The organism is Bifidobacterium sp. POST2/T3 (B1) (genome assembly GCF_058197115.1).
This window is the reverse complement of the sequence record NZ_JBVPQK010000018.1, coordinates 1-20,794: the sequence shown is the minus strand read 5'-3', so window position 1 is coordinate 20,794 and position 20,794 is coordinate 1. Positions and strand designations below refer to the sequence as shown.

At 53.0% G+C, this 20,794-nt stretch carries 19 protein-coding genes and 1 pseudogene; 14 read left to right on the top strand and 6 right to left on the bottom strand.

Going from position 1 to position 20,794, the window contains the following annotated elements; translation table 11 throughout:
• The 4 genes from AC0AP0_RS01965 to AC0AP0_RS01950 all read right to left on the bottom strand — a co-directional run.
• The coding region (locus tag AC0AP0_RS01965; protein ID WP_490429194.1) for an MFS transporter at positions 1–869 on the bottom strand (869 nt) is incomplete at its 3' end.
• 563 nt (positions 870–1,432) lie between these two features.
• Positions 1,433–2,326, bottom strand: a complete 894-nt coding sequence (locus AC0AP0_RS01960; protein ID WP_254477756.1) for a 3-hydroxyacyl-CoA dehydrogenase — start codon at positions 2,324–2,326, stop codon at positions 1,433–1,435.
• A 198-nt stretch (positions 2,327–2,524) separates the two neighbouring features.
• Positions 2,525–2,920 carry a VOC family protein gene (locus AC0AP0_RS01955; protein WP_254477758.1) on the bottom strand — a complete coding sequence of 132 codons (396 nt, stop codon included), beginning with the start codon at positions 2,918–2,920 and terminating at the stop codon, positions 2,525–2,527.
• A gap of 56 nt (positions 2,921–2,976) precedes the next feature.
• Positions 2,977–4,023, bottom strand: a complete 1,047-nt coding sequence (locus tag AC0AP0_RS01950) for an NAD(P)-dependent alcohol dehydrogenase (protein ID WP_490429195.1) — start codon at positions 4,021–4,023, stop codon at positions 2,977–2,979.
• A gap of 218 nt (positions 4,024–4,241) precedes the next feature.
• On the opposite strand from AC0AP0_RS01950, the gene AC0AP0_RS01945 reads away from it, so the two are divergent.
• Positions 4,242–5,129 (top strand): cupin domain-containing protein, encoded by an 888-nt coding sequence (locus AC0AP0_RS01945; RefSeq protein WP_490429193.1) that lies wholly within the window; start codon positions 4,242–4,244, stop codon positions 5,127–5,129.
• A 287-nt stretch (positions 5,130–5,416) separates the two neighbouring features.
• Here the strand turns inward: AC0AP0_RS01945 and AC0AP0_RS01940 are convergent, their stop codons facing one another.
• Positions 5,417–7,288, bottom strand: a complete 1,872-nt coding sequence (locus tag AC0AP0_RS01940; protein WP_490429192.1) for a PfkB family carbohydrate kinase — start codon at positions 7,286–7,288, stop codon at positions 5,417–5,419.
• Positions 7,289–7,626: 338 nt separating this feature from the next.
• On the opposite strand from AC0AP0_RS01940, the pseudogene AC0AP0_RS01935 reads away from it, so the two are divergent.
• From AC0AP0_RS01935 to AC0AP0_RS01875, 13 genes and pseudogenes are all read left to right on the top strand, one after another.
• A pseudogene (locus tag AC0AP0_RS01935) lies at positions 7,627–8,262 on the top strand (ECF transporter S component); the annotation flags it as partial.
• A 134-nt stretch (positions 8,263–8,396) separates the two neighbouring features.
• Positions 8,397–9,215, top strand: coding sequence for an energy-coupling factor transporter transmembrane component T (locus AC0AP0_RS01930; protein ID WP_110413594.1), 819 nt, complete (start codon positions 8,397–8,399; stop codon positions 9,213–9,215).
• Positions 9,212–10,057 (top strand): energy-coupling factor ABC transporter ATP-binding protein, encoded by an 846-nt coding sequence (locus tag AC0AP0_RS01925; RefSeq protein WP_254477762.1) that lies wholly within the window; start codon positions 9,212–9,214, stop codon positions 10,055–10,057. Before AC0AP0_RS01930 ends, AC0AP0_RS01925 begins: the two co-directional genes overlap by 4 nt.
• Complete coding sequence (locus AC0AP0_RS01920; protein WP_490429191.1) at positions 10,054–10,878, top strand: energy-coupling factor ABC transporter ATP-binding protein; 825 nt, start codon at positions 10,054–10,056, stop codon at positions 10,876–10,878. The genes AC0AP0_RS01925 and AC0AP0_RS01920 overlap by 4 nt, the downstream gene beginning before the upstream one ends.
• A complete protein-coding gene (locus AC0AP0_RS01915) occupies positions 10,871–11,572 on the top strand; it encodes a phosphoribosylanthranilate isomerase (protein WP_254477766.1) in 702 nt (233 codons plus the stop codon). Before AC0AP0_RS01920 ends, AC0AP0_RS01915 begins: the two co-directional genes overlap by 8 nt.
• A complete protein-coding gene (locus AC0AP0_RS01910) occupies positions 11,565–12,536 on the top strand; it encodes a carbohydrate kinase family protein (RefSeq protein WP_254477768.1) in 972 nt (323 codons plus the stop codon). The genes AC0AP0_RS01915 and AC0AP0_RS01910 overlap by 8 nt, the downstream gene beginning before the upstream one ends.
• The gene (locus AC0AP0_RS01905; RefSeq protein ID WP_490429190.1) at positions 12,536–13,513 is read left to right on the top strand and encodes a nucleoside hydrolase; all 978 of its coding nucleotides are present in this window, start codon (positions 12,536–12,538) and stop codon (positions 13,511–13,513) included. The genes AC0AP0_RS01910 and AC0AP0_RS01905 overlap by 1 nt, the downstream gene beginning before the upstream one ends.
• Before the next feature lie 31 nt (positions 13,514–13,544).
• Positions 13,545–14,210 (top strand): HAD family hydrolase, encoded by a 666-nt coding sequence (locus tag AC0AP0_RS01900; protein WP_146210564.1) that lies wholly within the window; start codon positions 13,545–13,547, stop codon positions 14,208–14,210.
• Position 14,211: 1 nt separating this feature from the next.
• The gene (locus AC0AP0_RS01895; protein WP_490429189.1) at positions 14,212–15,435 is read left to right on the top strand and encodes an iron-containing alcohol dehydrogenase; all 1,224 of its coding nucleotides are present in this window, start codon (positions 14,212–14,214) and stop codon (positions 15,433–15,435) included.
• Between the two features lie 88 nt (positions 15,436–15,523).
• Entirely contained in the window at positions 15,524–16,447 is a 924-nt protein-coding gene (locus tag AC0AP0_RS01890) for a nucleoside hydrolase (protein WP_219997365.1), read from the top strand.
• A gap of 37 nt (positions 16,448–16,484) precedes the next feature.
• A complete protein-coding gene (locus AC0AP0_RS01885; protein ID WP_110413585.1) occupies positions 16,485–17,933 on the top strand; it encodes an MFS transporter in 1,449 nt (482 codons plus the stop codon).
• 453 nt (positions 17,934–18,386) lie between these two features.
• Entirely contained in the window at positions 18,387–20,024 is a 1,638-nt protein-coding gene (locus tag AC0AP0_RS01880; protein ID WP_490429188.1) for an anthranilate synthase component I family protein, read from the top strand.
• Positions 20,005–20,580 carry an anthranilate synthase component II gene (locus AC0AP0_RS01875; RefSeq protein ID WP_445342048.1) on the top strand — a complete coding sequence of 192 codons (576 nt, stop codon included), beginning with the start codon at positions 20,005–20,007 and terminating at the stop codon, positions 20,578–20,580. The genes AC0AP0_RS01880 and AC0AP0_RS01875 overlap by 20 nt, the downstream gene beginning before the upstream one ends.
• Before the next feature lie 19 nt (positions 20,581–20,599).
• Here AC0AP0_RS01875 and AC0AP0_RS01870 read toward each other — a convergent pair.
• Positions 20,600–20,794, bottom strand: a 195-nt coding sequence (locus tag AC0AP0_RS01870; protein ID WP_490429186.1) for a hypothetical protein, incomplete at its 5' end; no start/stop codon positions are given.

Here is a 20,794-nt window from a genome sequence, read left to right as displayed (position 1 = left end):
CCCCGGATCAGGTCCAGCAGGCTCTTGTGCTGGCTCTTGGTCTTCTCGTCGCTTGCATCCTGGGCCTGACGGAAGGCGGGGGTGTCCTGGACCTTGGCCCGGAAGTAAACAGCGATGGCGGCCAGCGGCAGGGCGATGATGAAGGGGATGCGCCAGCCCCAGGCCAGCATGGCTTGCGGGGAGATGGAGAACTCCAACAAGGAGACCAAGGCTGCTCCGAAGGCATAGCCCAAGTAGGATCCCACGTCCAACAGGGATGCGAAGAAGCCGCGATGCCGGTCAGGAGAATATTCGGTGACCATGGTCGAGGCGCCTGCGTATTCGCCGCCGGTGGAGAACCCTTGGATCAGTTTGAGCAGGATGAGCAGGATAGGTGCCAGGGGACCGACGGCCGCATAGTTGGGCAGGAGGCCGATCAACAGGGTGGCTGCAGACATGCTCAGCAGTGTAAAGGCCAGGATGCGCTGGCGGCCGACCTTGTCGCCCAGCTGGCCCAGGACCACGCCACCTAGAGGCCGGGCGATGAAGGTGACAGCGAAGACACCCAATGAGAAGAGCCGTTGTACGGCATCGGATGCGTCAGACAGGAAGACGCGGCCGATGGTGACCGCCAGGTAGCCGTAGACCCCCACGTCGTACCATTCCATGAAGTTGCCGACCACGGTACCGGCGATGGCCCGCTTGAGGGTTGACCTGTCCACCACGTTGATGTCGGTCAGATGCAGGCGCTCGCTCCAGCCCCGATGTGGACGTGGGTTGCGCTTCTTGGCCTTGCGCTTAGCTACGGCTTTAGCCTTTTTGGCCTGCTTTTGTTTCTGCTTCTCGTCGGTGCTGTATCCGTCAGTTGAACTTGTGTCGATTTGTGCCATTATTCCTTCTCGGGCTCTAGGCCGTTGTGCGTATCGAGTGTCTTTGTTTGCCTCAGTGGTCTCCTGTCCGGTGTCCTTTGAAAAATGTCATAAACATCTATTATAACACTTCGGTTATTTGCAGCTAATTTGAAGGTAGGTCGACTGCCTATACCGGAATAATGCTGCACCTCGGCTTATGCCGGTCGTTTGAATAGCCACATCGTGAATCTGATTGCCAAGGGTGAGCAGAAGCCTGGCCTGAGAAGAAGGGCGGCAAGAATAAGGCTATCCCGAATAAGTCAGGTGATATCCCTGCTTGCATGGCGGAATCTATTGTATGAATATATGTGAATTACTGGCTTAGCCTCTGACGGATAGGAGGTTAGCTTTGCTAAAAAGATGACATGGAATCCTATATTCCATGACAGTGTATGCCGATTGCTCGTCTGACTGACAGCGGGGTCCAGAGGACTCCATAATGGAGTCCTCTGGACCCTTATTGATTCTCGCTGTGATCAAGCCGCCAATCTGCCCGATGAGCCAGGCCGGATTATATGGCGTCTGGAGTCAGCTCAGCTGAATCATGCCTTCAGGAAGTTGGGATCCTGGAATTCGGGATTCGGATAGTGGTAGAAGCCTTGTCCGGATTCTTGCCCCAGCTTGCCTTCGTCGATCATGGCCTTGAGCTTCTCGAGTAGGGGCTTTGCCTGAGGGTTGTCGCCTTGGCGCTGGCTGATGATGTTGTAGGCAGTGCGCAGTCCGACCATGTCGAAGATGGCAAAGGGTCCCTTGGGGGATCCCATGGCGATCATCCAGGTCTTGTCGATGGTTTCCGGATCGGCTATGTCGTGGGCCCACAGCATGCCGCCGGCGCCCATGAAGGGCATCAGGAGTGAATTGAGCACGTAGCCTGGTTGTTCCTTGTGCAGCTCAATGGGTACCATGCCGATTTCTTTGGCGAACTCGACGATTTCCTCGTATATGGCGGGATCAGTCTGGCTGCTGCCCATGATTTCCGCAGTGTTCATCAGCCAGATTTGGTTGGCGAAGTGAAGGTTGAGGAATTTCTCGGGGCGACCAGTGTCTCCTGCAAAGGTGCTGGGTACATAGGTGGAGGAGTTGCTGGCGAAGATTGTCTTATCGGGAGCGACTTTGGCCAGGCTGGTATAGAAGTCATGCTTGATCGATGGCTTCTCGGGAATTGCTTCAATAACCAGATCGGCGTCAGCGACAGCCGTTTTGAGATCTGAGGTGAAGGTCAGGTTCTTCAGTCCGGCATCGAATTGTTCATCGGTTGCTTGGATATCGCGCTTGTAGGAATCCCGCAGAGCGTTGACGCGCTTCTCCGCAGCTGCCACCGCATCGTCGTTAATGTCGTATACGGTGACTTTCTTCCCCTTAAAAGCCGTCTGATAGGCAATCTGGCTTCCTAGCACGCCACCACCAGCGACGGTAACTTGCTTAATATTTGTCATGCGCAACTTCTTTCATTATTGGTATCCATCGTCGGATACGTACTTCAATCCTAATACAGCGCTGTTCTCACGAATCTGGCGGTTTCCAGGAAGAATGCCGGTTTTTAGCCAAAACTGGCTGTTGGCTCCAGGTTGGGTCACTGATAATTTTGTATTGTTCCTCACATTTACAGCCGACCCGAATGGCCATAGGCCGGATCAGCAGATTTGGCAGAATTCGATTGTCTCCCTGTTGGGTCCATAGACGTTGAAGTAGCGGATGCCCTTGTCCCAGAATGTAGGTATCGATTGAATGCTGTCTTCTTTGATCTCCAGCCCTAAATCTTTCGCGTTCTGATAGGCGGCGTTGATGTCCGGGGTGTCTAAGGCCCAGTGGTTGATGGCTCCCGTAGTCATCGGCGCTTCGTCACCTTCCCATGTCTCGATGGTCAGATGCCCGTACCGAAGAAAAGCGCAGCGGTTCTCTTTATTGGGGAATATCCCTGCTATTTCGAAACCGAGTTTGTTGGTGTAGAAATCAATTGTTTCGTCCAGATTCTTGGCGATCATGCCCGAGTGCTGGAAATCTGTAGTGAATGATGACATGGGTTGCATGGATTGCTCCTTGAAAATATGCGTTGACAGTTATCTGTAGGTCTCTTTGCTGCCCTTTAATGCTTCTGAGGTACTTCGATCTGGATTTTGACGTCTTCGGGGTGGCCCTCGGCAAATCTGTCGAAAGCTTCCTTGGCCTGCTCCATGGGATAGGTCCGGGAAACGAATGGCTTAAGCTCGATCTTGCCGGAGGCCACCATGTCTATTGCTTTCTGATAGACGTTGGCGTAGCGGAATACATTCTCGATTCTAGTCTCGCGCGCTTGGACTTCGGTGACGTCCATGGGTATCTTTCCATCGGCAGGAATGCCAATGATGACAGTAGTGTTGCCGGGAGCTCCCAGTCTCCAAAGATCATTGTACGACTTGAGGTTTCCTGAGGCTTCGAAAACCCGGTCTGCACCCCAGCCATCAGTTTCCTCCATGACTCTGTCAAGGAAGGATTCTTCTTTCAAGTTAACGGGAATGACTCCCGGGATGCTGGTTGCCAGCTCTAATTTATCCTGTGAAATATCGGAGATCAGCACTTTAGCACATCCGCCGGCTATAGCTGATGCTGCTGTCAGGAGGCCAATTGTTCCAGCACCTGCTACGGCCCCAATGTCTCCGGGCTTGATGCCAGCTTTCGTTGCAGCCCACATCCCTACTGATAGCGGTTCCATCAGGGCCCCGTCTTCGTAGGTGAGGTTGTCGGGCAGTTTATAGGTAAAGGCAGCCGGATGCACGACTTCCTCGCTCAGACACCCATCCACAGGCGGAGTGGCGAAGAAGCGAACAGAAGGGTCAATATTGTACAAACCGAGTTTTGCGGCCCTGGAGTTCATATCAGGAATGCCTGGTTCCATGGCTACTCTATCGCCAACCTGGAACCCCTTGACTCCCGGCCCTACCTCTAGAACTGTGCCAGAGGCCTCATGCCCAAGAATCATAGGTTTTTCCACCACGTATTTTCCGACGCGTCCGTTCAGGTAATAGTGCGCGTCGGATCCGCAAATGCCCACGGTATGGGGCGAAATGAGGAGCTCGCCAGGACCTGGGGCCGGAGGGTCCGGCACTTCTCGAACATTGATGACGCCTTTCTTCTCAAGGACGACAGCTTTCATAATCATGCTCCTTTGCCAGATTGAAGGTCTCTATACCAAGAAACCAGTTGTTTGATTTCATCTTAAGGGCGCCCGAGGGTAAGAAGGCGTGCTCTGATAACGAGTTTTGATACTATTTTGATTCTTTGCTGTTAGAATGAGAGAAATAGTTCTTTCTGCGTCCGTGCACAGGCTGTTGAAGTGTCGCCTTCCTGCACGTGCTGAAGGCGGTTGAGTGCATGAATCATAATGTCATCGATCCAGGGTCCCTGGAAATTGTTGTACCCAAGGGAAATGAGTCTATCCGATGGCTCGAGCACGGGTATCCATCAGCCTTGGCCAGGTGGCATTACCATCCTGAGATAGAGATCCACCTTATTCGAACGAGCATGGGAACCATGATGGCCGGTGACGGAATGGTTCCCTTTGGCCCAGGTCAGGTATCGCTCTTAGGCAGTAATGTCCCCCACAATTGGATATCCGAGATGGGGCCGAATGAGAAAACAAGCATACCAAATCGTGATGTGGCTTGTCAGGTGCTTCCTAACCGGATTCAAGCCCTAGCGCAGATTTTTCCCGAGGCCATGCAAATAATGACTCTGCTGAGACGGGGTGACCAGGCCATTGTCCTTAATGGTCAATCCGCGCGCAGAGTGGCCTCTATCCTGACTGCGATGGGCGCGCATCACGACTTGGATCGGTTAATCGACCTTCTTGAGATCTTCAGCATCTTCGTACAGGCTCCACGAGGGGAGTGGACAACTGTGGTCACCCCAGGCTACCAGCCTGAGGCTTCGGCTGGGATGGCGAAACGAGTCAACCAGGCCCTTGCTTATATAAAGGCCCATATCGGAGACCGCGTCACCCTAGAAGAGGTGGCAGCTCAGGTGGCAATGGATCCGTCAGCATTTTCCCGGTTCTTCAAAAAAGCCGCAGGTATCAATTTTTCAGAAATGGTCTGTCGTTTGAGGACAGCTCGTGCCTCGCTTCTTTTGGTCACTACAGACCTGACGATTGCGCAGATTAGGACCATGAGCGGATTCAGGAATGCGGCCAACTTCAACCGACGCTTCAAAATGGAAACAGGCACTACTCCTCGCGCATACCGGCAAGCGCATTATCGTTAGAACCGGGTATTTCGTTGTGAACGGTGACTTCCGATCTATTGATGCTCTGATCTTCCATCGTCACGGAGTAGAAGCCAGCAGAGGATTCCCCTAGATCATCACCTCTATAGAGGAGATTGCAGTGTAAGTGCAGAGGTAGTGATTTTTCTTTTCGAGCTCATAGAGCTCTCGAAGTCGGTTTTGATGCATATAAGAAGATGTTTTTTGATATGTCACATCGAGTCGTTGAATACGACCTCTTGTTTTAGTGCCGGAAGCCCGCAAAGAAATATTTGGCGGTAGCGCTTTCAGGCTAATAGGGACTTCAGCTGTTGCCTGCTGATCAGAGATGGGATAGCACCTTCGTGAGCAACGCTGAAACCTGCGGCGAGGTTAGCTATGCGTGCGGCTTCTTCCAGTGTGCGGTTCTCCAAAAGGCTGGATGCAAGACAACTGATGAAAGCATCGCCCGCGCCTGTGTCATCAATGACCCTGGCTTGTCCTGCAGGAAAAAGCTTATGGGTTTTCTCTGTAACCAGAACGCAGCCTTGATCACCCAGCGTTACTATAACTGTTCCCACGCCTTTTGATATGGAGTATCGTGCTTTATCAACTATGGAACCGGGTTCCGGAAACAGCGCCTCTATTTCATTTTGGTTCGGAACAAGAATATCTATTAAATTTAGAATGTCATCAGGGAGATGGGGGCATGATGACGGTTTCAAAATTGTGATTGCATGATGTTTTCTTGCCACTATGCAAGCTTCTTTCACTGTTTCAAGTGGAATTTCGGTTTGTACCAGGCAGTAGGCCGTATTGCTAAAGATATGCTCTCTTTCGTCAATGTCATCAGGCGCTAAGGTGCTATTGGCTCCCGATACCAGGGAAATCATCGATTCGCCATTGTTGTCGACAAAGATATAGGCTTTGCCGGTATCGGTTCTTTTGATTCGCATTACACCTGTGGTGTCAACATGAAATCTATTCATGGCCTGGTAGATGAAGTCGGCCGAGGTATCGCTGCCTACGTTGCCGATCAAAGAGACATGATGCCCTAACTTTGCCACACCCACGGCTTGGTTGGTGGCTTTTCCTCCGGGCGTTGAGGCGAAGTTGCGCGTCGTGACGGTCATGCCAGGCTTAGGCAGCGTCGGCGTAGCAAGATATGTGTCAACATTGATGCTGCCGATGACGACGATCTTCTTATGTCGCATGTTAGGCGGCTGGCTTACGGTGTGTTCATTATCCAGAATGAAAATGTGTTTAAATTCTGTCTGTTCGGTTTTGTTGTGCTCGATTGCGTCGATCAGTCTGGAGCACAGATGAGTTCCAAAGTCCGCGTTCCTCATGTTGTAGGAGGATATTTCTGGTATTCCGGGATAGTGCAGAGGCTCATCGGAATCGTTTCTGAGGGTGACAAGTGAAAAATCCTGAGGAAGGCGGTAATGCAGCGATTGTGCATATTGCTGCAGCTCTACGGCGTGGCGGTAGTGTGATGCGACGAAACCTGTAACGTGGCGGTTTTCCATGACTGTGGTCAGGTTGTCGTCAATATCGTAGAACACCATATCGTTGTGGAAGGCAATGTTGTTCTCGAAAAGGCAGCGACGGTATCCCCTCAGAAAGCTTTGCGTCCGTCTGCCAGGAGATAGAAGGCAGGCGATGTTGCTATGGTTTCGATCTATGAGTTCCTGCGTCAGGCTATATGCCGCTTCTTCATATGGAAGTAGTGCAGATCGATCGTCACCCAGAGGGCCAATGATTAGCTCGGGAATTTTTTTCGCTGTGATGGTTTTATTGAGCTTTAGGCTGCTTTTATCAATCGGTTCCCAGATTATCCCGTCCACACGGTGCTCGATCGCAGCCTGAATATTCTGTTCTTCCTGCTCCTGACTCGAGTAGCTGTTGAATACCAGTGTTCCATAGCCGCTTGCCTGCGCTTGCTGAATGATGCCATCCAGGGTTGAGTCAAGGGAGATGGAGGAGCTCAGAAGCACGCCGATGCGCCAGCTGGTTGTATTGGGCTTAGATGAAGCATAAGGAGTATAGTGATACTTTTTTACTAAATCGAGTACTTTATTCCGTGTCGCTTCTGTGATACTCGAGTCTTTGTGATTTACGATTTTTGAAACCGTTGAAGTGGAGACGCCTGCAAGTTTGGCAATGTCCTTAATGTTCATGGATCTCCTTGCCGAATCTTGTATTCCTGTGCCTTGCGCGGTTGTTGCCTGCAAATACTGTCTTATCCGGACGGACTTTCAGTTTACTCGGCTACTTGCACCAGTTTTATCATTTCCCTCTTCTCGAGTCGGTTGATAGCTTGCTTGGCTGGCTTATCGGTTAGCTTCTGGTTGCTTCAAGATTGCGCCTTCCGAATTTGACACACCTTCTGGCGGCTGATACTCTCTGACTGAGAAAACATTTTAGGAAAATAATTTCCTAAGATAAGCAGGCTAGATGACTTGAGACATTGATTACCTGGAAAGAAAGTAGTCAAGGACCAAAGGTGGCGCAGAGGATGAAGTCAAAATCGTTTTTGAAAGGTATCGCTGCACAGTTTTCCACGAAATCATTGGTTCTGATTCCCATCGCAGTGGGGATCAATCTTATCGGCGGCACATTGAGCTCGACACTGAAGCTTCCGCTCTTTCTGGACATGATCGGCACTACTGTCATAGCCTGCTTATCCGGTCCTTGGGTGGCCGCTCTATGTGGGTTGTTGACCAACGTCTTTCTGTCTTTGGTCGCTAATCCCGTTTACCTGCCTTATGCGCTATCAAGTGTCCTGTGCGGCCTGGTAGTTGGCTACATGGTCAAGGCTGGACTGTTCAAGAAGATCTGGGGCGTAATACTTGTGTGGTTGGCTTGCGCCCTGGTTAATACCATAACTGCTTCTTTAGTGACGGTTTTTGTATACGGAGGTGCAACTGGCGTCAATGGCACTTCCGTACTGACGGCGGCCCTGGTGGTCGCTATGAAGAATATCGTTATTTCCGTCGTTTCCTCTTCAATGCTGGAGAACTTGGTAGATAAGGGAATTACCGTATTCATCGCTTATGTCATAGTGCGCCGTATCCCCAAGCGGTTCTTGAGCCAGTATGCTCTTGATGATACTGACGACGACGAATTGGACGACATCGATGAGGACGATGATTCGGCTGAAGATTCGTCTGAAATGTCTGTGAAGTCTACCGAGACAGCGACTGATCACGTTGAGGGCGCTCCTTCGGAATCCGTCGAAGGCAATGATGAGACAAGCAATGACTCGAGAAATCAGGGAGCGCGCTGATGTCCGGGCCTGCTTCCGTTGCCATACCTGACTCGCCCTTAGCGCGAATGCATCCCATCGCGAAAATCGTAGGGATTTGTTCGCTTGGTTTGTCCACGATAGCATGGCCGGACTTTACCCTTGGGTTGTTTTTTATCCTCGTGCTTTTCTTGACGGCTGCAACAGCACATGAGCTCAGGCCGTTCGCCAAGATCATGCTTGGTTTCGGCATACCGGTGACGATCATGCTGCTCTTCATCCAAGGCTGCTACAGTCCAAAGAACACCAAGACCATACTTGATTTGGGATTTGCAAAGATGGGACTGGAAGGCAGTCTTTACGCAGCCAAGATAGTGGTCACCCTTATGGTTTTCCTGGGGTCTTTCTATCTGACGACCAAGACCACATACATGGGCCGTTTGGTAGCCGCATTAAGCCAGGTTGGAGTTCCGTCCAAAGTTGGTTACCTGATACTGGCGAGCTTGAATGTTGTCCCTCAAATGCAACGCCGAATAACGGTTATCGAGCAATCCCAGCACTCTCGTGGGTTGGAAACAGGCGGGAACATTATTTCCAGAGCGAGAGCTTTCATACCGCTGCTGGGGCCAGTGGTTCTTTCATCCCTGACTGACTCTCAAGAGAGAGGCATGACATTGGAGACCAGAGGGTTTGGCATCAAGGGAATTCGCCAGACCAGTTATATCGAGGTCCAGTGGAGACGGGCAGACACCTTGTTCACTGCATGCATCACGCTTCTTTTTTTGCTGGTCCTGGCAGGTTCCATCCTGTCTGGCATGGGGATCGTCCCCCTTGGCATTCAGTGGGGAGGTCGGGCATGAGAAAAGCAATTGAGGTAAAGGATTTCTCGTTCCGCTATCGAAATGCCTCGTCAAGTGCTTTGAAGCGCGTCAGTTTTGCAGTTGAAAAAGGCAGCTTTTTCTGCATCATCGGTGCCAATGGGGCTGGAAAATCAACCCTCTGTAACGCACTGGTCGGATTGGTCCCGCACTATTTCGTGGGCAAGTCTAAAGGGCTGGTTCAAATTGAGGGTGTCGATGTTGCCAAGACGACCATAGCTGAATTGTCGAAGACTATTGGCTTGGTTTTTCAGAACCCATTCAATCAGCTTTCGTATACAGCCGGCACAGTGGCTGAGGAACTTGCATTCGGTCTTGGCAACTATGGAGTGCCACGGGAGATCATGCATGAAAAAGTGCTCCAGGTGGCGCACCTTATGCATCTGGAAGAACTGCTCGACAAAAACCCCTTGGACTTGTCGGGCGGGCAGGTTCAACGAGTGGCGTTCGGTTCTGCGTTCATCATGGAGCCCAGCATCTTGGTGCTTGACGAATGTACTGCTCAGTTGGATCCCTTGGGAAGCGAAGAGATATTCAATATTGTCAAAGACCTTAATTCCAATGGGGTGACTGTCGTCATGGTTGATCATGACATGGAACGCGTCGCCCAGTATGCCGACCAAGTCATGGTAATGCGCATGGGCAAGGTTGTCGCTCTGGGAACGCCAAGGGAAGTATTCACTGACCCCCGTACGTCGGATTGGGGCATTGATGTGCCTGACTATGTCAAGTTGGGCAGAGGCCTGCAGTCTGCTGGTTTTGATCTTGCTGAGTTGCCTATTGATGAGAGTCATGCTGTTCAGACGATCAGGGGTTTGCTATGAAAATTGTTGTCGAACACCTGAAGCATGCCTATCCGAATGGCTATTGTGCCCTACAGGATGTCAACCTGACTTTTGAGGGTAACCAGCCTGTGGCATTGATTGGTCAGAACGGTGCCGGCAAGACGACCTTGGCCAAGCATCTGAATGGAATACTCAAGCCCACTTCTGGTCGAGTATTGATCGATGGGGTTGATGTCGCGACTGCGCAAACAGCTCAATGGGCCCGAAAGGTAGGGTATATCTTTCAGAATCCGGATGACCAGCTGTTTCTGGATAGTGTGCGTAAGGAATTTGAATTTGGACCTCATCAACTAGGTGTGAGCCAGGAGGAGATAGAGCACAGGATAGCCAAGATCGCCGAATTGGTCGGGCTGGAGAAGAAGCTAGACAGCCATCCCTTCGATTTAAGCCCCACCGAGAAGAAATTCTGCGCTATCGGTTCTGTACTCATGATGAATACCGGAGCCTTGGTGTTTGATGAGCCGACTTGCGGACAGGACAAGCTTGGGGATGACCGCCTGGCGACCATCATTTCAAGGCTGAAAGATCAGGGCAAGCTGTGTATCACGATTTCACATGATATGAAGTTTGTCGCCAGAAACTTTCCTCGTGTGGTCCTTATGCGAAAAGGACAAGTTCTTTTGGAGGGAAGCAGGGAAGAGGTCTTTTCGCGCCAAGAGATTCTTCAGAAGGCCTATGTGACGCCCCCTCCAATCACGCGAGTAGCGCAGGAAGTTGGCATAGCCAAACCAGTTTTCACTGTTGCAGCATTTACCGAAGTCATTCGACAAGCAGGACAGAAAGGAAAAGAACGTGGCTAAGGTCATCGTCCAAATCTACGGCATCAGAAGCGTTGAGGATGCACGAATGGTCATCGATGCAGGGGGTGACCACCTTGGCGTCTCCTACGGAAGCATCAAACGCACCCCAGGCCAGCTCGATTGTGCACAGGCCAGGGCGATATTTGATGCCATAGGTAACGACGCTGTCAAAGTCGGGCTTACCGTTGCTGAAGATATTGACGAAATCAGCGATAACCTCAACGAAGCCTTGCCTGATGTCCTGCATCTTTCTGGTGACATCGATGCTATCGAACCCGATCAGATACGGGTTCTCCGCAAGCGGTTCCCGTCTTTGCGAATCATGCAGGCCATCCCGGTCTTGGCCGGCGTTCCACTGGATGAGCAAAGAGTCATGGAATATGTCAAGGAATACGAGCCAGTTTCGGATTTCTTCCTCATCGACACCAAGACGCCTGAGGCCGGAGATATCGGTGCGACCGGTCTGACTCATGATCGCAGCATCGACAAGGCCATCATCGAGGCTACTGACGTCCCTTGCATCATTGCCGGCGGACTCGATGAGCAGAATGTGGCTGAGGCAATAGCGCAGACAGATCCTTATGGAGTCGATTCATTCAGCTTTACCAACTACTCCGATGAGCGAGGTGATGGCCTTCACTGCAAAGATCCCCAGAAAGTCATAGCTTTCGTCCAGGCGGCGCGCGATGCCTGAAGTAGCAGTTGTAGGCGACGCCAATGTGGACATCATTGTTCCTTTTCCGCGTTTTTTGAATCCGGAGAGGACCAGGGTCGAATACCCGACTCCAGAAGTCGTAGGAGGGGGTACTTGTGCCAACACGGCGGTGGCTCTTGCGAAGCTGGACCGCGATGTGCTCTTCGCTGGCACTGTAGGTGATGATTCTTACGGCCGCTTTACCAAGAAGGACTTGATAGCGGCGGGAGTGGATGTTGACGGTCTGATAGTTGATCGAAAGGTCAATACTGTCGGTGTTTTCGCCTTCATCGATGAGACCGGCGAACGGTATCTCTGGGGCTGGCCTAGGGACCATCAGTCCTTCAAAGAACTGGATTGGGACAAGCTTCCTATGAAGAAGCTCGCCGAGGTCTCCTGGATCCACAGTTCAGGCATGTGCTTGACCTATGCGGGTGGTTCACGAGACAGCATCATCCGCTTGTTCGCCTGGGCTCGTGAGCGCGGGATTCGTACTTCACTGGACCTGAACCTTCGCGTAGACAATGGAGAACTGGATCCCGACTTTGCCGGTGCATTGAATGAGATCTTGCCTCAGGTGGATTATTTGCTTGGTTCAGGGCCCGAAGAATTTGCCTATTTGGGTCGAGACAACTGGAGGGAGAACGCCAGGAACCTTGCCTGCGATGGCCGTGTGGTGGTCGCACGTGATGGCAGTCGGGGTTCCATCGGATTTACTCAGGGGAACCCGGAGATTAATGTTCCTGCTTTCAAGGTCGAAGTGGCAGACACCGTCGGCGCTGGAGATACCTACAATGCGGGTTTCATTAGTGCCATTCTGTCCGGCGAAGAACTCGTGGGAGCGTTGAGACAGGGAAACGCTGTATCGGGTTACGAGGTCAGCCATAAGGGCGCTCGGCACTGTCCCGATATTCAACAGCTTGACGATTTTTTCAACAATCACGAATTACTCAAGGAGGAATAATGAAGAAAAAAGTAATCCTGGACTGCGATCCTGGACATGATGACGCTTTCGCAATGATGCTGGCGGTCCAAAACCTGGATGTGCTGGGCATTACGACGATCGGTGGCAACTGCACCCTGGAAAACGTAACGCGGAATGCCATCAAGGTTTTGGAAGTCATCGGCCAGGCTGACAATATTGGTGTTTACCCTGGTCATAGCAGGCCAACGGTCATGCCTCTGGTCACTGCCCCTCAGTTCCATGGGGAAACCGGACTGGATGGTCCCGATCTGCCCGAGCCCACCCATTCGCCGCAGGACAAACATGCCGTCGACTTTATTGTTGATACGGTCATGAGCACTGATGACGTGACCCTCATTGCCACGGGACCGTTGACCAATATCGCTGCTGCCCTTAATCGCGAGCCGCGCATAGTCGACCGCGTCCGTGAGATTTGCATCATGGGCGGATCGGTGACTTTTGGCAATTGGACTCCTACTGCGGAATTCAATATTTATGTTGATCCCGAGGCCGCTTATCGAGTCTTTAATTCTGGAATTCATGTCAAGATGACAGGGATCAATCTGACGAGGCAGTGCTGTCTGACCGAGAAGCATATTGCAGATTTCCGGAATATTGGCACCAAGGCTGCCAACTTCGCTGCTGATTTGACCGAGTACTTCCTGAAAACCTGCGAAGATGAAACGCAATTGACAGGAGCCACCATTCACGATGCTTGCGCAGCGGCCTGGATCATCAATCCTGATCTCATCAAGTCGGCTCCCATGCATATTGATATCGAGCTTAAGGGTGAATTGACCAGGGGAATGACGGTATGCGATTACCGGCACCTGCGTGGCATTGATCCAGCTGCCGATATCGAGCGTACGCCGCAGATGGATTTCCGCGGGGAGCAACCCAATGCGGAGGCAGCGCTTGAATTGGATTTCCCTGGTTTTGTGGATCTGCTGTACAAGACGCTACGTCAGTATGACTGAAAACTAAACGACAGGAATTAGGAGTTTTTTGGTGGGTATTCACATGGTGCTGTGGGACTTCGATGGGACCCTTGCAGACAGCAGCAGCGATGTATGGCGCTCGCTTGTGTATGCTGCAAGTCTCGAAGGCGGTGGCTTCCCAGCTGCATTCATGCAGGACAATAGCAATTTGAGCGCCCCTATGAGGACCATTTTCAACCATGTGAATCCCCGCCCTAGCCCAAACAGGCTGGAAACTTTCGAAAAGAACGTGAACACCCACTACCGGACCATAAATGACTTCCCCTCTACTCGGCTATATCCGGGTATAGCAATCATTCTTGAAGAATTGAGATGCAAAGGCATAGGAAACGTAATCGTCACCATGAAGCCGAAGCCGGCTCTTGAACGATTGCTGACCACCAAGGGCTGGGAGGACAAGTTCCAAGGATGGATTACCCCTGAAGTGGCTTCCGGTCGAGAGATGACCAAGGAAGCCATGGTCTCTTATGTTTTGGATCGATGGCACCTATCTGCGCAGGACTGCCTATTGATCGGTGATAGCCAGGGAGATATTAGGGCTGCTGCAACTCATGCAGTCAGGTCAGTCGGTGTGACCTATGGCGACGGTGATACCGAGCTTCTACTTGAAGCGAATCCGACTTATGTGGCTCACGAGGTAATTGATTTGGCTTCGATTCTGAAGAAAGAAGTATGATATGTTTCAAGATTTCACTATCTGCATTAACACCAGATTCATTTTTGGACGAGGTGCTGAGGAACAAGTAGGCCAGGAATTTGCAAAACTCGGGGTGCATAAGATCCTCATCCACCATGATGACGGCAGCTACCTGCAAACCACGGGTCTTCTGGACACGATCAAAAAGAGCTGCGACCAGGCTGGTGTCAAGTATGTCGAGCTAGGCGGCGTGCAGCCTAATCCCAGGTTGAAGAAGGTGCGAGAGGGCATTGAACTCGCCCGCCGCGAGGGCGTGGAAGGTGTTCTGGGCATCGGCGGCGGCAGCAGTATCGATTCCGCCAAGGCTATTGGTCTGGGCCTGGCGAGTGACCGCGATGTCTGGGACTACTTCACGGGCGTTGCCGAGCCCCAGGCAACGGTTCCGGTAGGTGCAGTCCTGACCTGCCCTGCAGCCGGTAGCGAGTCGAGCCAGGTGGCAGTAATAAACAATGAGGATGAGCACCGCAAGTTGCTGGTGAGCAATCCCGTTGTTCGCCCGGCTTTGGCTTTTATGGACCCGCTGCTTTCCGAGTCTCTTCCAGCTTTCCCGACCGCTTGCGGAGTTGTGGATATGTTCTCGCATATCTGTGAGCGCTACTTCACCAAGGATGACACTTTCGGGCTCATAGACCGTATGTCTGAAGGCGCTCTGCGTACCCTGGTCGCCATCGGCCCTAAGTCAGTAGCAGACGGGAAAAACTATGAATACCGTGCGCAGATAATGTGGGCCTCGACGATAGCGCAGAACAACACCCTAGGGGTCGGTCGTGAACAGGATTGGTCAACCCACACCATAGCCAACGAACTGAGTGCCCTTTATGACACCCCTCATGGTGCCACTCTCTCCATCATCATGGGGTCGTGGATGAGGTATTGCATCAAAAGGTCTCCTCGGCGCTTCGCCCGGTATGCCCAAGAAGTATTCGGCCTTCACGATGAAACCATGGATGTTACGGATCTGGCCTTGCGCGGCGTGACAGCAACCGAGAACTTCTTCACTTCGATGAACATGCCGACCTCCTTTGCTGATTACTCGATTCCTGAAGATGGCATCGAGCAGATGCTGGACAATATCGACTTCTATGGACCTGACCAGGCAATAGGTTCCATAGTCAGGCTGAACCGCGACGACTGCAGGGCGATTTTCCAAATGGCTTTGGGCCATGGCGAAACTGCCGACACTGTTGCTCCTCAGGCGCAATAAGAGCATGAGGGAACCGGCGTTCGAGCGGTACTGAGTCGATTCCCTATGACCAGCTTTCCATTAGACATCAAAGAAAAGGAGTGAACTGATGGCTAAACCTCTGATTATCGATACAGATCCTGGTATTGATGATGCTGCGGCAATTACCTTGCTGGTAGATGAGCCTGCTTTTGACATCAAGTTGATTGCCTCGGTATCCGGCAATGTGGGTATCGGACATACAACCAACAACGCTCTCAAACTGCTGACTTTCTTAGGCAGGAGGATCCCTGTTGCCCGTGGTGCGGCTGCTCCGCTTATGAGAGACAACCGTTTTGCTACGGAAGCGCACGGCAAATCGGGTATGGGGTCTTTTGAGTTTCCCGAGCCCGACGACAGTCTGCTGACCGAAGATAACGCAGTTTTGGAGGAACGTAAGGTGCTCATGGAGAGCACCGAACCCGTCACCATATTGACACTGGGACCCCTGACCAATATCGCCCTTCTTCTAGCGACTTTCCCTGAGGTCAAAAGCCATATCGAGCGCATCGTCTCGATGGGCGGATCAACAGAACGAGGGAATATCGGAGTCTACGGCGAGTTCAACATCTCTGTTGATCCAGAAGCAGCCAAAATGGTTTTCCGCAGTGGACTTCCTATCACTATGGTCGGTCTGGATATTGGCCGAAAGGCTCACCTGATTCCCAATGACCTCGATGATTTGGAAGCTGCAGGCGAAGTCGGCAAGATGGTCGGCTCCCTCTTCCGCTCTTACGATGGCGGCCACATCGAAGAGGGGATCAAGATGTATGACCCTTCGGCGGCTATGGTCCTGATCGAGCCGGAACTGTTTACGATGCGTTCAGCCTTCGTTGATGTTGAAATCTCCAGTCCAATAACTTTGGGTGCGACAGCCGTTGACTATGACGGTATCCTCAGCGAGGAAAAGAACTCAGATGTTTGTGTGGATGTCGATGTGGACGGTTTCCGCAAGAGCTTCGTGGACCGCATATCGCGTGTTCAGCGAAAATAAATCTTTCCAAAGAGAAATGAAAGGAAATTAAAAGATAATGAGTGAGTCAACTGTCTCCGAGGAGCAAAGGAACGGCATACCCGTTCCCGAGGAGGGGACACCGGAGTTCGCGAAAATGAACAAGATGGCCCGCGTGGCCATCCCGGTGGTCCTAATCATCTTCACCCTGGGTGTGCTCCAGCAGCAGGCCTTCGGTATGATCTACGTGAACATCGGCAAGCAGCTCAACCAGGCCAACCTGGCGCCGCTGATCACCTCTCTGCCAGGCATCATCCTGGGAATTGTCTGCGTCATCTACGGATCCCTGGGCGACTTCGTTTCCCTGAAGAAGATGATGATCCTGGGCACGATCGTCTTCGTGCTGGGGTCGATTCTGGGGTGCTTCGGCACCTTCAGCATCTGGATCGTCATTGCCGCCCGCGTGGTGCAGTCTGCCGGTTGGCAGGTTTCCGGATCTATCTTCCTGGTTCTGGTCTCCAAGTACGTGGAGAAAAAGAAGCGCGTGCTCTGGTACGGCGTCTTCGTTGCAGTCTTCCGCTTCGCCGCTGCCTTGGGAGTCTTCCTGGCTGGCTACATGACCCTGCTTGACTGGCGCTGGCTCTTCGGCGTGGGCATCGTGGCCGTCTTCTTCATTCCCGTTCTGGCCAAGAACCTGCCTGACCAGCATGCCGCTGGCGCCAAGATCGATGGAATCGGCTTCACGCTGATCGGACTGTTCGCCGCTTCGGTGACCATGTTCTTCACAGATATCAACTGGGGCTGGGGCATCGCCTGCATTGTGACCCTGGTGGCCTTCCTGGTCTATGTCAACAAGGCCAGCAACCCCTTCATCACTCCGAAGATGCTGACCAACCCGGCCTTCGCTATGACCATGACCGTCATCTTCGTCGGCTACTTCTTCAGCTACACCCTGAACGCCGGCGTCAACGCCATTGGTCTGAACGTCTACGGCATCGACTCCTCCAAGGTCTCCAACCTGTTGGTCTGGTCCATCATCCTGGCCGGCATCATGGGATTCGCAGCCGGGCCGATCATCCAGAAGATCGGGCGCAAGGCTTCGGTCATCTTGGCTTTGGCCTGCATGGGCGGCGGCCTGATCGCCATCGCCTTCCTGATCCCAGCCGGCAAGATCTGGGCCCTGGCTGTGGCGCCCTGCATCTACTACTTCGGCACCTCCTTCTTCTACCAGCCCATCGTTGACACGGCGACTCTGACCGTAGAGCCTGAGGAGTCCGGCCGTGCGCTTGGCTTCAACGACCTTCTCCAGGCCATAACCGGTTCCATTGGCGTGGCGCTCTTCGGTCAGCTCATGGCTAACGGTTCCATGGGTTCGGGTAGCCTGGCTGGCACCAAGCAGGGCCTGGCATCGACCTACGCCAACGTCTTCATGATCGGCGGCGTGATCATTCTGCTGGGCATGGTGCTCTTCATCTGCTCCATGAAGATGATCTACAGCCACTCCCGCGTGGCTGCGGACGAGGGCTGATCCTTCGAGCTACTAATCTCATTAAGAGAACCGGGTCTGGGGATTTACTCTTGGGCCCGGTTCTTGTCCATAAGGGTGTGGGCAGGATTCTGTTGGGCAGAGTTTCCACAACAACGTCGGCGGTTGAACAATAGTCGGCCTAGGAATGTCCGAATTATGGATACGGGTTGGGAGTATGCAACCTGGCGCTCTAGGATCGTGGCCATGGAGAAAACGACATCATTGCAGCCTCGGTTGCCCAAGGGTGTCTTCTTCTATGTCGATGCCCGATGGCGTTGATTTTTTAGTTGGTTCTTCTTCTGATTCCTATATTTACTTCAGTGTTTAAGGTTGTTCTTTTATTATCTGCTGACATGCTGCCATAGGAAACTCATGTCCATGGCACGCTGAAACGGCATCAGGTGAGGTATCGTGCCGCTCTAAACCGCAGTACTTGACTTAGGAAGTGCCCTAATGACTATCAACGTAACCATGGAATCCCGCCGGTTCTCCAGCGACCTCGACGCCCTGGCCATCTACAGGCGGCTGTGTACCAGATATCGGGAGAATCAGCTCTTTCTTCTGGAGTCCCTGAGTGGTCCTGATCCGGATCGGAACCGTTCGACTATCGGATTCGAACCAATGTTGGCCGTAAGCGTGACGGACCACGTCATGACCATCGACCCTTTGGGCGATGCTCAGCTGACAGGCCTGCTGGAGACTTTCGGACGGATTGAGCAGGGGGTGGTTCGTCTTCCGGTCCCCAGCATCCAGGAAGTCTTTGCAGTGCTGAGGAGGCTGGAATCCTCCTTCGCCATCAGCGGCGACCACGAAGGCCCCTTCGGGATGGGCTGGTTCGGCTATTTCGGGTATGACACCATCTTCATGATCGAGGATTTGGAGGAGCGAATACCAAGGGATGCGGCCTTGCCTGTCATCTCGTTGACGCTTTATCGGGGAATCATCACCCTGGATCTGAAAACCGGTGGTTGCAGCGCCACCCTGATCCATGTCGATAAGGATCCTGCTGGATGTGACAGCCCCGAGGGCAAGGAAAATCTGCGAGAGCGCGGAACATCTGCACAGTCTGATGCGCAGGTTCCGAATGTGCTAATCGAGAACGGAAGGCCCGGGTATGGATCTGCGCTGTTGGAAGAGGTGCTGGGGCTGCTCCAATCTCATGCATCGCCGGGGCAATTTCCTGAAGAGGATGGTGCCCAAAGCAGCATCCAAGGCGGCATCGGGCCGGATTATTCATACAAGGCCCATGACACGATCGATCGGGACCATTTCTATCAGTGGTTTGCCAAGGGCAAGGAGCACATAGCCCAGGGAGATGTGTACCAGCTCCAGCTCGGGCATGAGATCCAGGTGGATTCCCGCATTCCGCCCTTCCAGGTCTACCAGCGGTTGCGTCTGCAGGATCCATCCCCCTATATGTATTACTTCGTGACCCCCCAAGGGGTGCATGTCATTGGAGCCAGCCCCGAGCTTTTCATTGGGCTGACCCCAGATGGTGACATAACCCTGCGGCCCATCGCCGGAACGGTCGGCAATCCCGGAGGTGAGGAGGCCCGCCAGGCGGCCATCAGGCAGCTGACCGGCGACCCCAAGGAGCGGGCCGAGCACCTGATGCTGGTAGACCTGGGTCGCAACGACGTAGCCAGGTGCTGTACTCCCGAATCCTTGGAGGTGGACCGGCTGATGACCACCGAGGTCTACTCCCACGTCATTCATATGGTTTCGGATGTGGTCGGCCGGATCCGGCCTGGTCTGGACAAGTATGACATCTTCTCGGCCGCTTTCCCCGCCGGCACCATGACAGGAACCCCCAAGGTACGTGCCGTGGAGATTATCGAGGAGACCGAGATCAGTTCACGCGGGGTATATGCCGGAGCTGTGGGCTTCCTCGGATTTGACGGTCAGGTCCTGACTGCGCTGTGCATACGGACAGCCTCCTACCATTCCGGCAGCTATCACCTGCGTGCCTCGGCCGGGATTGTCGAGGACTCCCAGCCGGAGAGCGAGTGGCAGGAGACCATGAAGAAGATGAGTTCGGCCTACCTGGCCATCACCGGAAAGGAGCTGGCCCATGAAGGTCTTGCTGGTTGATGCCTTCGACAGTTTCATCTATGTGGTCAAGAACTACGTGGACCTGCTGGGCGCCGATACGACCATTGTCCGGGTGAACCGCCTTGCGCAGGTGGATCCGCTCGCCTTTGATGCGGTCGTTCTGGGTCCTGGACCGGGGCGCCCGGAGGACTGCGGCTACCTGGAGCTCTTGGACCAAGTGGCAGGACGGAAGCCGGTCTTTGGCATCTGCCTGGGCATGCAGGCCATCGCGGTGCACGCCGGAGCTCGGGTGGTCAGGGCCTCCAGTCGTCAGCATGGCAAGGTGAGCGGGATAAGAAACGACGGGAAGGGCTGCTTCAAGGGTCTGCCCGATACCTTCGACGTGACCAGATACCATTCCCTGGTTGCCGACGAGGCCTCGGTCAGTCAGGTCGCCGATCTGGAGATCAGCGCGCGCTCGCTTATGGATGGCTATGTGATGGGTCTGAGGCGGGACCGGTCGCTCATGGAGGGCGTCCAGTTCCACCCCGAGAGCATCGGTAGCCAGTATGGTCACCAGGTAATCGCCAATTTCTTCCAGGAGTACTGCGGCTGATTCGACCAGGAATGACTCATCAGGCCAGGCCGGGTTCCTTTCCGTATAATCCGCCGTGTAACAAGCAGGACTGTGGTTTCTCTTCATCTGTCCTGCAAGATGCTGTGGCGAGGTTCAGCTCGGAAACCCATGGCCTTATACTCACATAGTCAGAGGGGTTCGTGTGATCACTCTCTGATTCGTAGGTCAAGAAAGACTGGAGTGGGTTGTCCGC

What these genes read in the sequence shown, in the direction of transcription:
- AC0AP0_RS01895 (WP_490429189.1), top strand. Translation starts at nt 14,212, where the DNA reads ATGTTTCAAGATTTCACTATCTGCATTAACACCAGATTCATTTTTGGA.
- AC0AP0_RS01955 (WP_254477758.1), bottom strand. Translation starts at nt 2,920, where the DNA reads ATGCAACCCATGTCATCATTCACTACAGATTTCCAGCACTCGGGCATG.
- AC0AP0_RS01920 (WP_490429191.1), top strand. Translation starts at nt 10,054, where the DNA reads ATGAAAATTGTTGTCGAACACCTGAAGCATGCCTATCCGAATGGCTAT.
- AC0AP0_RS01890 (WP_219997365.1), top strand. Translation starts at nt 15,524, where the DNA reads ATGGCTAAACCTCTGATTATCGATACAGATCCTGGTATTGATGATGCT.
- AC0AP0_RS01925 (WP_254477762.1), top strand. Translation starts at nt 9,212, where the DNA reads ATGAGAAAAGCAATTGAGGTAAAGGATTTCTCGTTCCGCTATCGAAAT.
- AC0AP0_RS01905 (WP_490429190.1), top strand. Translation starts at nt 12,536, where the DNA reads ATGAAGAAAAAAGTAATCCTGGACTGCGATCCTGGACATGATGACGCT.
- AC0AP0_RS01910 (WP_254477768.1), top strand. Translation starts at nt 11,565, where the DNA reads ATGCCTGAAGTAGCAGTTGTAGGCGACGCCAATGTGGACATCATTGTT.
- AC0AP0_RS01930 (WP_110413594.1), top strand. Translation starts at nt 8,397, where the DNA reads ATGTCCGGGCCTGCTTCCGTTGCCATACCTGACTCGCCCTTAGCGCGA.
- AC0AP0_RS01885 (WP_110413585.1), top strand. Translation starts at nt 16,485, where the DNA reads ATGAGTGAGTCAACTGTCTCCGAGGAGCAAAGGAACGGCATACCCGTT.
- AC0AP0_RS01945 (WP_490429193.1), top strand. Translation starts at nt 4,242, where the DNA reads ATGAATCATAATGTCATCGATCCAGGGTCCCTGGAAATTGTTGTACCC.
- AC0AP0_RS01875 (WP_445342048.1), top strand. Translation starts at nt 20,005, where the DNA reads ATGAAGGTCTTGCTGGTTGATGCCTTCGACAGTTTCATCTATGTGGTC.
- AC0AP0_RS01950 (WP_490429195.1), bottom strand. Translation starts at nt 4,023, where the DNA reads ATGAAAGCTGTCGTCCTTGAGAAGAAAGGCGTCATCAATGTTCGAGAA.
- AC0AP0_RS01880 (WP_490429188.1), top strand. Translation starts at nt 18,387, where the DNA reads ATGACTATCAACGTAACCATGGAATCCCGCCGGTTCTCCAGCGACCTC.
- AC0AP0_RS01940 (WP_490429192.1), bottom strand. Translation starts at nt 7,288, where the DNA reads ATGAACATTAAGGACATTGCCAAACTTGCAGGCGTCTCCACTTCAACG.
- AC0AP0_RS01960 (WP_254477756.1), bottom strand. Translation starts at nt 2,326, where the DNA reads ATGACAAATATTAAGCAAGTTACCGTCGCTGGTGGTGGCGTGCTAGGA.